We start from the raw sequence: 13,589 nt of genomic DNA on the forward strand, positions 1-13,589 counted from the left end.
GGAAAGATGGGGGGCTTGCCCGCGCTTTGCGAGCAAAAAATGGGGCCGGGCAGAAATCAGAGGCCGTCAGTTGAGGCGGGTCTTCAACTGCCGGAGCGCCTCTTCGGCCATGCCCGCGATCCTTGTTTCGCCTATATCGGTCGCCAGATCGACGCAGGACGCAAAGGCATCGGCGGCGGCCCCCATATGGCCCGCATGGACCTCTAGCCGCCCCAGCTCGAAGCGGAGCCCCGCGCGCTGCGGCGCGAGCCAGATCATCCGCGTCACGACCTCACGCGCACGGGCGAATTCGCTGCCGCGAATGGCGCGGGAGAGGATGTTGTTTTCAAGCCGGAGCAGAATGTCGCGTGTGCCGACCGCTTCGCAGGCTTCGGGCGTGAGCCGCGCTTCCGGCCCCTCGACGCTGCGGATCAGCGCGAGGAGATCGGCGGCATCGAGCGGCTGGCCGCCATTGAAAGGATCGATCACCAGCGCCTCGCCGGGGCCGCGCAGGCGAAGCACGAAATGGCCGGGAAAATTCAGGCCCGCAATATCGAGGCCCAGTTTGCGCGCGGTATGGATATAGAGAATGCCGAGAGTGACGGGCAGACCCTTACGCCGGTCGATCACATGGGCAAGGTTCGCATTCCGCGGATCGTCGTAGGTCTCGGCATCGCCGAGATAGCGGTAGCGCCCTGCCATGACGCCGGAAAGAATGCCCGCCGCGACATGAACGGAAGGTTCCTTCGGTCCCATCGCATCGCGCGAGGCGCACACAAGCTCATCGAGATGATCGCGATAGGGCGCGAGCGATATGTCCGGCCGGTCGCAGGCGGCAAGCGTCAACGCGACATGCGCGATGTCGATTTCGCCATCAGGCATGTCGCCCGCCGCGCGCAATTCGCGTTCGAGAATGTCTTTCGCATTGCCCATGAGGCATCTTGGCGCGGAAAAGACTGCGCCTGCAAGCGCCGAAATGAAACGTTGCGCCTGTCCGGATCAGAAAGCCCGGCGCTTCACTTCCGCTTCACCTCGACATAGGAGACGACGTTGCGCACACCGGAAATGTCGCGCGCATGGGCGATGACGCGATCGAGTTCGGCCTGGTCGCGCGCGGTGCCCATGAGAAAGATCGTGCCGTTCACGGTTTCGATGGAATAGTTGAGGCTGCTGACATTGCTGTCGGCGGTGAGGCGCGTGCGCAGCCGCGTGCTGATCGTCGTGTCGTTGAGCGACTGCGAAAAACCGCCCTTCTCGCCGATCCGCAACTCGTTGATGACTTCCTTCACGCCGCCGATGGTCCAGACAATGCGCGTCACCGTCACGCGGTCTTCGGCTTTCTGTACGGTGCCGGTGAGCAATACGCGGCCCTTCTGCACTTGTGTCGAGACGCCGCGGTAGAGCGCCGAATCCTCGGCGAGCAGCTTGCGGTTTATTTCGAAGGCGATCTGATTGTCGTCGACCGCCTGTTCGAGCCCGCGATCCTGCGAGGCGCCGATAGCGGCCGCACCGCCCGCCCCGATGGCGAGCGGTACGCAGCCGCCAAGCGATAGGGCCGCCACAAGCGCGAGCGCGGAAATGGTCTTCATGTTCGGAGATCCCCAGGGAAACGGAAAGGCTGACAAATATTTCCAGCCGAATGATGAGGGGGGCGATGCGGCAGGATTATGGCCGCCAGGCATCTTCCATGTGACGGGGAAGCCGGAGCGGCGTGACGAGCACGACATCGAAGCGCAGATCGAGATCGGCGAGCGCCGGATTGCGTCCGAGAAAATGGGCGGCGGCGCGCTCGAGCCTTTTCAGCTGGCGGGGCTGCAGGGCCTCCGCCGCTGCCGCAGCGTCGGCGCGCGCCTTTACCTCGATGATGGCAAGCGCGCGGCCGCGCCGTGCCACCATGTCGATCTCGCCTGCCGGTGTCTTGAGACGCCTTGCGACAATCCGGTAGCCCTTGAGGCGGAGCAGGAGCGCGGCGAGCATTTCCGCGCGCAGGCCGAGGCGGTGAGCGGCGCGGCCGGTCGCGGCATCGCCCTGGCGTCCCATTCTATTTCGCGCCCGAAAGTTCGAGCGCGCGGGCATAGACATCGCGGCGCGGCAGGCCGGTCATGGCGACGACCTCGGCCACCGCATCCTTCAGCGAGGCGCGGGAAAGCGCATTTTCCAGCATGGCGTCGATCTCATGGGCGCAAAGCGCGGCGCGTTTTTCGGGCGGACCCACGACGATGACGATCTCGCCGCGCGGCGGTCCTGCCTCTTCATAATGCGCGGCCAGCTCGCCCAGCGTCCCGCGCCGCACTTCCTCGAACTTCTTGGTGAGCTCCCGGGCAACAGCCGCTTGCCTGCCGCCAAGGGCCGCTGCCATGTCGGCAAGGACGGCGGCAAGGCGGTTCGCGCTTTCGAGAAAGACGAGCGTCGCGGGGATCGCCGCCAGTTCCGCCAGTTCCTTGCGCCGCGCTTCCTGCCTGGAGGAGAGGAAGCCCGCGAAGAAGAAGCGGTCGGTCGGGAGGTCCGCCAGCGTCAGCGCCGCGAGTACCGAGGAGGCGCCGGGCAGCGTTGTCACATGATGACCGGCGGCCACCGCCTCCTGTACCAGCTTGAAGCCGGGGTCCGAAACGAGCGGCGTGCCTGCATCGGACACAAGGGCTATCGCCTCGCCAGCTTCCAGCCTTTTCAGGATGCGCGGGCGCATTTCGGCGGCATTGTGGTCGTGATAGGGGGCTGTCTTCGCCTGAATATTGTGGATCGCGAAAAGCTTTGCCGTTACCCGCGTATCCTCGCAAAGCACGAGGTCGCAGCGCGACAGCAGATCGAGCGCCCGCAGCGTGATGTCCCTCGCATTGCCGATGGGCGTTGCGGTGACATAAAGGCCGGGGTCGGGGCGCGCGGATATGACGTCTCTTTCCATCAGCGGACCTTGGCCCCGGCGCGGCGGATTTGCAACGCGTTGCAGGAGCGAGGCGCGGTTTACTTGGGCCGGTCGCGCGCCTAATCTGCCCGGAAGCGGCGCCTGCGCGCTTCGGCCTTTCGATTGTTCAGGAATTTCCGGTGAAAAACCCTGCCCGTCCCGCCCGTATGTCCCGTTTCACGGCCCTGAAGACGGCGATCGCGCTCGGTGCGGCGCTTTTCATGGCAGCCTGCGAGACAGCGCCGAAGCAGCCCGCTCCGCCGCCGCAGGTTCAGGTGCCGCCGCGCGTCGAGGTGACGCCGCCGCCGGTCGCGACGCCGCCCGCGATGCGCGACCCCTCGCGCTTCATCACGCCTGCCTTCATGGGCAATGAGCGGCCGGTGCGTGTGGCACTGCTGCTGCCATTCAATTCGCCGCGCGAGAATGTCCGCACGCTCTCGACCGCGCTCTACAACACGGCGCAGCTCGCGCTTTTCGAATTCGACACGCCGAATGTGCTGCTGATCCCGAAGCCGACCGGCGGTACGGCGGCGGGTGCCCGGCAGGCCGCACGCGAGGCGCTCGATGCCGGAGCCGAACTCATCATCGGGCCGCTTTTTGCGGAAGAAGTGACCGCCGTCGCGCCGCTGGCGCGCGAGCTCAATGTGCCTGTCATCGCCTTTTCCTCCGACAGTTCGGTCGGCGGGCCCGGCATCCATCTCCTTTCCTTCCCGCTCGATCAGGATGTGGAACGGATCGTCGATTATGCCTCACTGCAGGGCATGACGCGCTATGCCGCGCTCTACCCGCAAGGCAGCTATGGCGAGCGCGTGCGCGCCACCTTCGACCGCGCCGTCTCGCGCCGCGCGGGCACAGTCGTCGCACAGACGAATTATCCCGCCGATCCGCAAGCCATGTATGACCCGGCGCAGCGCATCGCGCGCGCCTATGGCGGGGGAAATTACGAGGCGCTGTTCATACCGGAAGGCGGTCAGGGGCTGAAGGCCATGGCGCCGCTCCTTCCCTATTACGATGTCGATCCGCGCAAGGTGAAGTTCTTGGGTACCGGCGCCTGGAACGATGCGTCCCTCACGCGCGAGCCGCCGCTCAATGCGGCGTGGTATCCGGCACCCCCGCCCGAAGCCCATGCGCAGTTTCTCGAGCGCTATCGCCGTGCCTATGGCGCGACGCCGCCGCGGATCGCAAGCCTCGGCTATGACGCGGTGAGCCTTGCGGTTGCGCTTTCGGGCCTGCCGGAAGGCCAGCGCTATACGCAGCAGACGCTCACCAATGAAGACGGCTTTGCCGGCGTCGACGGCATTTTCCGCTTCAACCCGGATGGCACCACGGAGCGAGGCCTTGCCATTCTCGAAATCCGCCCGACAGGCGCGGTGGTGATCGACCCGGCGCCGACGAGTTTCAATCCGCGGATTTTCTGAGATCAGGCAAGCAATCGCGCCAGCACCGCATCGAGGACCATGCGGCCCTCGTTCGTCGCGCGGATTGTGCCACCGTCGCGGGTGAGGAGCCTGTCCGAGACGAGCGCAGCGATGCGCGCTTCCGCGATGGGCCTGCCCGCAATCCGCGCATGGCGCGCCAGCGAGACGCCTTCGGACAGGCGAAGCCCCATCAGCATCATTTCATCGCCCTGCTCGCTCGCCGAAATGTCTTCCAATGCTTCGAGGCCGTGGCCCGCGCGCTTCACTTCTGAAAGCCAGTCGCCCGGCATTTTCCGTGCGCGGGTGGCGAGGCGCCTGCCATCCGCCGTCATGCGGCCATGCGCGCCGGGGCCAATGCCCGCATAGTCGCCATAGCGCCAATAGACGAGATTGTGCCGCGACTCGGCACCGGGCTTCGCATAGTTCGATACTTCGTAGGCGGATAATCCCGTTTCGGCGCAGATTTCGCCGGTGAGCGCATAAAGCACCGCCGCCTCGTCATCGCCGGGCAAAACGAAAGCGCCCTTTTCATAGAGCCGGGCAAAGGCGGTATCGGGCTCGATGGTGAGCTGATAGAGCGAGAGGTGATCCGCCGCATGGGCAAGCGCGGCGCGAAGCTCCTTCTCCCATGCCTCCTTCGTCTGGCCAGGGCGGGCATAAATGAGATCGAAGGAAAGGCGCGGGAAGGTTTCGCGGGCAAATGCGATGGCGCGGAGCGCCTCGTCCGCGCTGTGCAGGCGCCCGAGAAATTTCAGCTGCGCATCGTCGAGCGACTGTACGCCGAGCGAGAGGCGGTTGACGCCCGCCGCGCGGTAGCCCTTGAAGCGATCCGCCTCGACGCTGGTCGGGTTTGCCTCCAGCGTGATTTCGGCGCCCTCCTCCATCGTCCAGAGGCCGGCGATCTTCGTCAGCACCGCATCGACGGTTGCAGGCAGCATGAGGGACGGTGTGCCGCCACCGAAAAAGACGGAGCGCACATGACGCGGACCCGTAAGCGCCCGCATGTGCTCCAGCTCGCGCGTGAGTGCGGCCGCCCATTCTGCCTGATCGATATGGGCGACGACATGGGAATTGAAATCGCAATAGGGACATTTCGACTGGCAGAAGGGCCAGTGGACATAGACGGCAAAGCCGCCTTCCGTTTCGGCTGGCGCTGCGGCGCTATTTTGCGAAACAGGCATTCACGAGTTGCCGGAAGGCATCGGCGCGATGTGACATGGCGTGCTTCGCCTGCGGCTCCATTTCGCCGAAAGTGATGTCGTGTCCGTCGGGAATGAAGATCGGATCGTAGCCGAAGCCCTTTTCGCCGCGCGGCGGCCAGGTCAGTTCGCCATCGACGCGGCCTTCGAAATATTCGACATGACCATCGGGCCAGGCAAGCGCGAGGCCGCAGATGAAATGGGCGCCGACATCGACGGGGCCCGCTTCCAGCATGCCGCGGCGGAGCTTTTCCATCGCGAATTCGAAATCCTTCGACGGCCCCGCCCAGCGCGCGGAATGAATGCCGGGCGCACCATTGAGCGCGTTGACGCAGAGCCCACTGTCATCGGCAAGGGCAGGCAGGTTGGCCGCCTTCGCGGCGGCGAGCGCCTTCAGCTCCGCATTGGCGCGGAACGTGTCGCCGGTTTCTTCCGGTTCATCGAGGCCGAGCGTGCCCGCCGATACCGTCTCGATGCCAAAGGGCGCGAGAAGATCGCCGATCTCGCGCACCTTGCCCGGATTGTGGCTTGCGACGACGAGCTTGCCGCCCTCGAATTTCCGCGTCATTTCGATATGGCTTCCTTCTGCAGACGGACGAGGTCGGCCACGCTGCCCTTTGCAAGCTTCAGGAGAGAGAGAAATTCATCTTCCGAAAAGGGATCGGCTTCCGCCGTGCCCTGGATTTCGCAGATGCCGCCGGCGCCCGTGATAACGAAATTCGCATCCGTATCGGCGGTCGAATCCTCGGCATAGTCGAGATCGGCGACGGGCACGCCCTGATAGATGCCGCAGGAAATCGCCGCGACATGGTCCTTGATGACCGGGGCGGAAATCATCGAGCGGGCGCGCATCCATTCGATGCATTGATGAAGCGCGATCCAGGCGCCGGTGATCGAGGCTGTGCGCGTGCCGCCATCGGCCTGAATGACGTCGCAATCGACGCTGATCTGGCGCTCGCCAAGGGCGCGCAGGTCCACCACGGCGCGGAGCGAGCGGCCGATCAGGCGCTGGATTTCCTGTGTGCGGCCCGACTGCTTGCCCTGGGCCGCCTCGCGGCGCATCCGCTCATGGGTCGAGCGCGGCAGCATTCCATATTCCGCCGTCACCCAGCCCTGCCCGCCGCCCTTCAGAAAAGGCGGTACACGCTCTTCAAGGCTTGCCGTGCAGAGGACATGGGTGTCGCCGAAGCGGACGAGGCAGGAGCCTTCGGCATGTTTGGCGACGCCGGGTTCGAAGCTGACGGCCCGCACTTCATGCGGTTGACGGCCGGAAGGACGCATATCGGTATTCCAGTGCTGGCTTGGTTTTGTCTTTCTGTTCGGGGCCTTGTTACATGGGGGCGGGCTTGCCGTAAAGGCAGGGGGACCGATTGACGCCCTGCCCTCGCCTTCCTATCTCGCCTCACGCGGCTTTTTCGCCGATAACAGGTTTCCAGTGGCCGGAAAGCGCATTAAATTGTTACCGAGTTTCAGGGACTTACCCTCAAGACGGAGACGGAGCGAGATATGGTCGGCGTGATGGATCTCAACGAGCGATCGCGCGAGATCCTGCGCCGGGTGGTCGAGACCTATCTCGAAACGGGCGAGCCGGTGGGCTCGCGCTTCCTGTCGCGCCATCTGCCCATTTCGTTGTCGGCTGCCTCGATCCGCAATGTGATGTCGGATCTGGAGGCGCTGGGCCTTATTTTCTCGCCGCATACGAGTGCGGGCCGGGTGCCGACGGAAGCCGGGCTTCGCATGTTCGTGGACGGGCTCCTTGAGATCGGCGACCTCTCGGACGAGGAACGGGTGTCCATCGAGCGGCAGGTGGCCGGCTCCCACAAGAGCGTCGAGGACGTGCTGGACGAGGCATCGAAACTTCTTTCGGGCCTGAGCCATGCAGCGGGTTTCGTCGTCGCGCCGACCTATGATGCGGCGCTCAAGCATATCGAATTCGTGCCCATCGATCAGGGCCGCGCGCTAGTCGTGATCGTGACGGAAGGCGGCGCGGTGGAAAACCGCGTGATCGACATTCCGAAGGGGCTCACCCCTTCCGCGCTGGCGGAAGCGACCAATTATCTCAATGCGCAGCTTCGGGGCCGCACGCTCGAAGAGGCGAAGGCGCTGATCGCCCGCGAGCTCGAAACGCAGAAGGCGCAGCTCAACGAACTCACCGCCAAGGTGATCGAGGCGGGGCTTGCCACCTGGTCGGGCGCTGGCGCGTCGAACGACCCGCTGGCGAAATCTCTCATCGTGCGCGGCCGCTCGCGGCTTCTTGAAGATGTCCACGCGGTGGAAGACCTGGAGCGCATCCGGCTGCTTTTCGACGAACTCGAGAACAAGCGCGACCTCGTGCAGCTTCTGGGGCTTGCGGAAGAGGCGGATGGCGTCCGCATCTTCATCGGCTCGGAAAACAAGCTCTTTTCGCTGTCCGGCTCGTCGCTCATCGTCAGCCCCTATATGGACACGCAGCAGCGCGTGGTGGGCGTGCTTGGCGTGATTGGCCCGACGCGGCTCAATTATGCCCGCGTGATCCCGATGGTCGATTACACGGCAAAGCTTGTGGGCCGGCTCATCAACTGAGCCCCTTGCGGCGCCCTGCCCGGTTGACATATCGGGCCCACGCGCGCACATCGGACCCAACAGCCGACAAACCGGAAAGAGAACCGGACATAAAATGACCGACGAGACCAAGAAGCAGGAAACCGAGGCCGCCGAGGCCATGGCAGAGACGCTGGCAAACGAACCCGCCGCCCAGGGCGAGGCCGCGCCCGAAGCCGTTGCCGGGCCGGACATTGCCGCGATCGAGGCCGAAAATGCCGATCTCCGCGACCGGCTGCTCCGCGCCGCCGCCGAAATGGAGAATACCCGCAAGCGGGCCGAGCGCGAGAAGCAGGATGCGGCGCGCTATGCCAATGCCGGTTTCGGCCGCGACATGCTGGAAGTCTCCGACAATCTCCGCCGCGCGCTCGCGACGCTGAAACAGGAAGAGCGCGACGCCGCGGGCGACAGCCTCAAGGCCATGATCGAAGGCGTCGAGATGACCGAGCGGCTGCTCACCGCCGCTTTCGAGCGGAACGGCATTCGCGAGATCACGCCGGAGCCCGGCGAGCGCTTCGACCCGAACCATCACGAAGCCATGTTCGAGGTGCCCGGCACCGGTCAGCCGGCGGGAACCGTGGTCCACGTGCTCGAAGCAGGCTACCGTATCGGCGACCGGCTGCTCCGCGCGGCCCGGGTCGGCGTTGCCAAGGATGAGGGAGGCGCGCAGAACGGCGGCAAGGTGGACACGACCGCCTGAGGCGCATGTTCTCGCGGGGGGCTTGCAGATTGGGGCTCCCTCCCCCATTCTCTATAACGTTGTTATGAAGCAGGGGAGGATCTGATGACAAATCTCTGGGCAGCTTCGGCCTTCTTTCTGGCGATCCATCTCGTCGTGGCGGGCACGGCGCTCCGGGCGGCGATTGTCGGCGTGATTTCCGAGCGGGCCTGGTTCGCGAGTTTTTCCATCGTCTCGCTCATCGGCATCGCCTGGCTTTCCATGAGCTATAACGAGGCGGTCACCGGGCCGAACCATCTTTATTGGGCGCCACCCATCTGGGCGATGCATCTCTCGCCCCTCGTCATTCTTCTGGCAGCCCTTTTCGTCGTCATCGGCGTCACGACCCCGAACCCGACCTCGGTCGGCGCCGGCGACCTCGCGGCGGACCCCGAAGCCGTCAAAGGCATGCTGCGCATCACGCGCCATCCCTTTCTCTGGGGCGTCGCGATCTGGGCGGTCTGGCACATTCTCATCAATGGCGATCAGGCCTCGATCATCTTCTTCGGCACATTCGCGCTGCTCGCGGTGCTTGGCACCTTCTCGATCGACGACAAGCGGCGCAGGAAGCTTGGCGACACCTGGAGGGGCTTTGCCTCGCGGACCTCGAACCTGCCCTTCGCCGCCATCATCGCCGGGCGCAATCAGCTGAAGATCGGCGAACTTGGCTGGTGGCGAATCCTGCTCGCGCTCGTCATTTTCGGCGGCGCCTTTTACGGCCATCTCTGGGCTTTCGGCGTGTCGCCCGTGCCGGGCTGGCATCCGTACTAGGCCGGTTTCGTCACCCGGCGCAGCGTCAGGTTGATCCTGCCGCCGCCGGGGACGAGGCGGGAGGAGCCGAAAATCACGCGGTCGACACCGTGATAGCGCAGCCGCGACGGCCCGCCGATCACCAGCACGTCGCCGCTCGCGAGTCTGAAACTCCGAGATTTGTCGCCACGGGCGAATCCGCCGACGCGGAAGACGCATGTATCGCCGAGCGAAAGCGAGACGACAGGGGCATCGAGCGCCTCTTCGTCCTCGTCGCGATGGAGGCCCATGCGCGATTTCGGCGTGTCATAGAGATTGACGAGGCAGCATTCCGGCGGGGCGGGGTGGTCCGCCACATGCTGCCAAAGGGCGAGTAGGGCCGCCGGTATGGCCGGCCATTTACGGCCGTTAACCGGGTTTGTTGACGAATAGGCATAGCCATCGGGCCGCGAGATCCAGCCCCGGTCCCCGAAATTCATCTGATGGATCGACCAGGGCTTGCCCGTGCGGGGCATGAGCGGGCGGTAGGGTTTTTCCGCCTTCAGGGCCGCGGTCAGTTCCGCCACGAGGGAGGCCTGCGCCGCCTCGCCCAGAAAACCGGGATAGAGCGAAATCCCCTCGAAGCCCGTTTCGACCGGCTTCGGCGTGGCCTCGACTTTTGGCAGTCCGTGTGTCATATTATCCGGCAGAACGGGTCGATGCCGCGTGCTGGCGCGGGCAACAGGGGGACAGGATCATGGACAAGAGGATAATAGGGCAGCTTGCCGCGGTTTTCATCGGCTTTGCGCTGATGGCAAGCCTTTCGGGCTGTGCGGCGGCGGCGATTCAGGGGGCGACGCGGGCATCCGACAATGCCCGGATTCTCGCCAATGAGGACGCGGCGGCGCGGGGCGATGTGGGCGCGCAGATGAAAATGGGCGACAGCCATTGCTGCACCATCGCCGGGTCTGCCGGCGTCTTCAACAACCAGAAGGCGACCGAGTGGTACTGCAAGGCCGCGAAACAGGGCGAGCCGCGGGCCTTTTACGAGCTTGGCCGCATCTATTCGGGCGACCTCGTGCGCGGCATGAATGCGCCTGCCAAGGCAGCCGCCATGCTGACCACGCAGCGGGAGAACAAGCCGCTGGCGCTGATGTGGTTCAACCTTGCGGTGGACAAGAACTATCCCGACGCGATCGACGAGATCGGCAACCTGCGCAAGGAGATGACCGAACCGGAAATCCTGCAGGCCCGGCTTGCCAAGCAGGACTGGCAGAACCAGCCCTGCGAATGGAACCAGGCCTACCCCGACAACAAGCTTTGATGGCCGCCAAAAAGAAAGCGGACAGTGCATGAATGCACTGTCCGCCGAATTCTCATGCCTGAAGGCCGAGCTTACTTCGCCATATAGGCGTCGATCACTTCGCCCTTGTTCGACTTGATCGTCATGCCATCGGGACCGGCAGCGATTCGCGTCGTGACTTCCTTCGGCTCCTTGTTCTTGGAGACGAGTTCGATATCGGGATCGCCATCCTTCAGAACCCAGAGGCGTCCGTCATGGATATGAACGAAGAAGCCGTCCTTGGCGTATTTCGCCGCATCGGCGGCAAAGGCGGAAAGAGCCAGCATCGAGAAACCGGCGACGAGAGCGGCGAGCCGCATGGGCAACCTCCAAGATTAAGTCATTAAACCGGAGCGGAGCCTAGTCGCGGCAGTTGACAGTCCAGTGACAGATTGGTGTCAGTGGGTTGATTTTCGCACCCGGGCCGGGTTTCGAAACGGAACCCGGAAGTGACGGAAAATCCGTCACTTTTGTGCTTTTGGGCTCCGAAACGCCGATTGAGTCCTAAAAGCCCCGCCATGTGGCCATATTGCCGCATCAACGCTTGCGGGGCGTAGAACCCAAACCTATATACAGCGCAACGTTTCAACCCCCGTACCGGGATGAAATCCCGGCACGGACCCCCTTTTGGGGGCCGGTCATGCCGGGTTATCCCCGGCCAGCGGGTGCCTTCGAGGCCCGCCCGGCCTGCCGCATGTGAAAGAGGACCAACACACTATGGCTAAAGTCATCGGTATCGACCTCGGCACGACGAATTCGTGTGTCGCGGTGATGGAAGGCAACACCGCCAAAGTCATCGAGAATTCCGAAGGCATGCGCACCACGCCCTCGATGGTGGCCTTCACGCAGGACGGCGAACGCCTTGTCGGCCAGTCGGCAAAACGCCAGGCCGTCACCAACCCGACCAATACGCTCTTCGCGATCAAGCGCCTGATCGGCCGCTCCTACGAAGATCCGACGACCCAGAAGGACAAGGGCATGGTGCCCTACAACATCGTCCGTGCCGATAGCGGCGATGCCTGGGTGGAAGCGCAGAATCAGAAATATTCCCCCTCGCAGATTTCAGCCTTCATCCTGCAGAAGATGAAGGAGACGGCGGAAAGCTATCTCGGCGAGAAGGTCGAGAAGGCCGTCATCACGGTTCCGGCCTATTTCAACGACGCGCAGCGCCAAGCGACCAAGGATGCCGGCAAGATCGCCGGCCTCGAAGTGCTGCGCATCATCAACGAGCCCACGGCGGCCGCGCTTGCCTATGGTCTCGACAAGAAGGATGGCGAGCTGATCGCGGTCTATGACCTTGGCGGCGGCACCTTCGACGTCTCGATCCTCGAGATCGGCGACGGCGTCTTCGAAGTGAAGTCGACCAATGGCGACACGTTCCTCGGCGGCGAAGACTTCGACATGCGTCTCGTCAACTATCTCGCCGACGAGTTCAAGAAAGAGAACGGCATCGACCTGCGCGGCGACAAGCTCGCGCTGCAGCGCCTGAAGGAAGCCGCCGAAAAGGCGAAGATCGAACTTTCCTCGGCGACACAGACGGAAGTGAACCTGCCCTTCATCACGGCTGATGCGTCGGGTCCGAAGCATCTCACCATGAAGATCACGCGGGCAAAGCTCGAAGCGCTTGTGGAAGATCTCATCCAGCGCACGATCGACCCCTGCAAGGCGGCGCTGAAGGATGCGGGCGTCTCGGCCGGCCAGATCAACGAGATCGTTCTCGTCGGCGGCCAGTCGCGCATGCCGAAGATCCGCGAAGCGGTGAAGCAGTTCTTCGGCAAGGAGCCGAACATGTCCGTGAACCCGGATGAAGTCGTCGCCATGGGCGCGGCCATCCAGGCGGGCGTGCTTCAGGGCGACGTCAAGGACGTGCTGCTGCTCGACGTGACGCCGCTTTCGCTCGGCATCGAAACGCTGGGCGGCGTCTTCACGCGCCTTATCGACCGCAACACGACGATCCCGACCAAGAAGTCACAAACCTTCTCGACGGCCGAAGACAACCAGTCGGCGGTGACGATCCGCGTCTTCCAGGGCGAGCGCGAAATGGCGGCGGACAACAAGCTGCTCGGCCAGTTCGACCTTGTCGGCATTCCGGCCGCACCGCGCGGCGTGCCGCAGATCGAAGTCGCTTTCGACATCGACGCCAACGGCATCGTGAACGTGTCGGCCAAGGACAAGGCGACGAACAAGGAACAGACGATCCGTATCGAAGCCTCTGGCGGTCTCTCGGAAGCCGACATCGAAAAGATGGTGAAGGATGCCGAGGCCCATGCCGAGGAAGACAAGAAGCGCCGCGAGGAAGCGGAAACCCGCAACCACGCCGAAGCCCTTGCGAACGGCACCGAAAAGACGCTTGCCGAAAACGCCGACAAGATCGGTGCCGATGTGAAGGCGGAAGTCGAAGCGGCCCTTGAAGCACTCAAGACCGCGCTCGCCAGCGGCGATGCCACCGACATCAAGGCGAAGTCGGACGCGCTGACGCAGGCCTCTATGAAGATGGGCGAAGCGCTCTACAAGGCAGCGCAGGCCGAAACCGAGGCGGAAGCAACCGGCGGCGGCGAGGGCGGCCAGGCCCATGACGATGTCGTCGATGCGGACTTCGAGGAAGTCGACGACGACAAGAAAGATCAGGACAAGTCCGCCTGATCCGGGGCCTCATCATGATGGCCGATTTCACAACCACAAAAGCGGAGCGGGTGCGCGAAAGCACATCCGCGACGCATTC

The 13,589-nt window shown here is 64.0% G+C and carries 15 protein-coding genes; 6 read left to right on the plus strand and 9 right to left on the minus strand.

The features are described 5' to 3' along the window. Positions 1-66: 66 nt before the first annotated feature. From ACK4FH_RS04315 to rsmI, 4 genes are all read right to left on the minus strand, one after another. Positions 67-912: a SirB1 family protein gene (locus ACK4FH_RS04315; protein ID WP_409811370.1), complete on the minus strand. Its 846-nt coding sequence runs from the start codon at positions 910-912 to the stop codon at positions 67-69. 83 nt (positions 913-995) lie between these two features. Further along, positions 996-1,568: a BON domain-containing protein gene (locus ACK4FH_RS04320; RefSeq protein WP_409811371.1), complete on the minus strand. Its 573-nt coding sequence runs from the start codon at positions 1,566-1,568 to the stop codon at positions 996-998. Between the two features lie 76 nt (positions 1,569-1,644). Continuing rightward, positions 1,645-2,019: a YraN family protein gene (locus ACK4FH_RS04325; RefSeq protein ID WP_409811372.1), complete on the minus strand. Its 375-nt coding sequence runs from the start codon at positions 2,017-2,019 to the stop codon at positions 1,645-1,647. Position 2,020: 1 nt separating this feature from the next. Next, a complete protein-coding gene (gene rsmI / locus ACK4FH_RS04330) occupies positions 2,021-2,881 on the minus strand; it encodes a 16S rRNA (cytidine(1402)-2'-O)-methyltransferase (RefSeq protein WP_409811373.1) in 861 nt (286 codons plus the stop codon). A 140-nt stretch (positions 2,882-3,021) separates the two neighbouring features. Here rsmI and ACK4FH_RS04335 point away from each other — a divergent pair, with 140 nt between their 5' ends. Beyond that, positions 3,022-4,299, plus strand: coding sequence for a penicillin-binding protein activator (locus tag ACK4FH_RS04335; RefSeq protein ID WP_409811374.1), 1,278 nt, complete (start codon positions 3,022-3,024; stop codon positions 4,297-4,299). A gap of 2 nt (positions 4,300-4,301) precedes the next feature. Here ACK4FH_RS04335 and hemW read toward each other — a convergent pair whose 3' ends face one another. From hemW to rph, 3 genes are read right to left on the minus strand one after another with little or no spacing between them, the layout of a single operon-like run. Then, positions 4,302-5,480, minus strand: a complete 1,179-nt coding sequence (gene hemW, locus ACK4FH_RS04340; protein ID WP_409811375.1) for a radical SAM family heme chaperone HemW — start codon at positions 5,478-5,480, stop codon at positions 4,302-4,304. Then, on the minus strand, positions 5,461-6,072 hold the full coding sequence (rdgB, locus tag ACK4FH_RS04345; protein ID WP_409815151.1) for an RdgB/HAM1 family non-canonical purine NTP pyrophosphatase: 612 nt from the start codon (positions 6,070-6,072) through the stop codon (positions 5,461-5,463). Before rdgB ends, hemW begins: the two co-directional genes overlap by 20 nt. Then, on the minus strand, positions 6,063-6,779 hold the full coding sequence (gene rph / locus ACK4FH_RS04350; protein WP_409811376.1) for a ribonuclease PH: 717 nt from the start codon (positions 6,777-6,779) through the stop codon (positions 6,063-6,065). The genes rdgB and rph overlap by 10 nt, the downstream gene beginning before the upstream one ends. Before the next feature lie 225 nt (positions 6,780-7,004). On the opposite strand from rph, the gene hrcA reads away from it, so the two are divergent. The 3 genes from hrcA to ACK4FH_RS04365 all read left to right on the plus strand — a co-directional run bounded on the left by hrcA (position 7,005) and on the right by ACK4FH_RS04365 (position 9,567). After that, entirely contained in the window at positions 7,005-8,060 is a 1,056-nt protein-coding gene (hrcA, locus tag ACK4FH_RS04355; RefSeq protein ID WP_409811377.1) for a heat-inducible transcriptional repressor HrcA, read from the plus strand. 94 nt (positions 8,061-8,154) lie between these two features. Beyond that, a complete protein-coding gene (grpE, locus tag ACK4FH_RS04360) occupies positions 8,155-8,778 on the plus strand; it encodes a nucleotide exchange factor GrpE (protein ID WP_409811378.1) in 624 nt (207 codons plus the stop codon). Between the two features lie 84 nt (positions 8,779-8,862). Continuing rightward, positions 8,863-9,567, plus strand: coding sequence for an NnrU family protein (locus ACK4FH_RS04365; RefSeq protein WP_409811379.1), 705 nt, complete (start codon positions 8,863-8,865; stop codon positions 9,565-9,567). Here the strand turns inward: ACK4FH_RS04365 and ACK4FH_RS04370 are convergent. Continuing rightward, a complete protein-coding gene (locus ACK4FH_RS04370) occupies positions 9,564-10,223 on the minus strand; it encodes an alpha-ketoglutarate-dependent dioxygenase AlkB (RefSeq protein ID WP_409811380.1) in 660 nt (219 codons plus the stop codon). The genes ACK4FH_RS04365 and ACK4FH_RS04370 overlap by 4 nt on opposite strands. Before the next feature lie 59 nt (positions 10,224-10,282). Here ACK4FH_RS04370 and ACK4FH_RS04375 point away from each other — a divergent pair, with 59 nt between their 5' ends. Continuing rightward, a complete protein-coding gene (locus tag ACK4FH_RS04375; RefSeq protein WP_409811381.1) occupies positions 10,283-10,849 on the plus strand; it encodes a hypothetical protein in 567 nt (188 codons plus the stop codon). Between the two features lie 71 nt (positions 10,850-10,920). On the opposite strand, the gene ACK4FH_RS04380 is transcribed toward ACK4FH_RS04375, so the two are convergent. Next, positions 10,921-11,187, minus strand: a complete 267-nt coding sequence (locus ACK4FH_RS04380; protein WP_409811382.1) for a hypothetical protein — start codon at positions 11,185-11,187, stop codon at positions 10,921-10,923. A gap of 376 nt (positions 11,188-11,563) precedes the next feature. Here ACK4FH_RS04380 and dnaK point away from each other — a divergent pair, with 376 nt between their 5' ends. Further along, a complete protein-coding gene (gene dnaK, locus ACK4FH_RS04385; protein ID WP_409811383.1) occupies positions 11,564-13,510 on the plus strand; it encodes a molecular chaperone DnaK in 1,947 nt (648 codons plus the stop codon). Positions 13,511-13,589 lie beyond the last annotated feature (79 nt).

The sequence above is a fragment of the Parvibaculum sp. genome (genome assembly GCF_046297875.1).
Classification (GTDB): domain Bacteria; phylum Pseudomonadota; class Alphaproteobacteria; order Parvibaculales; family Parvibaculaceae; genus Parvibaculum.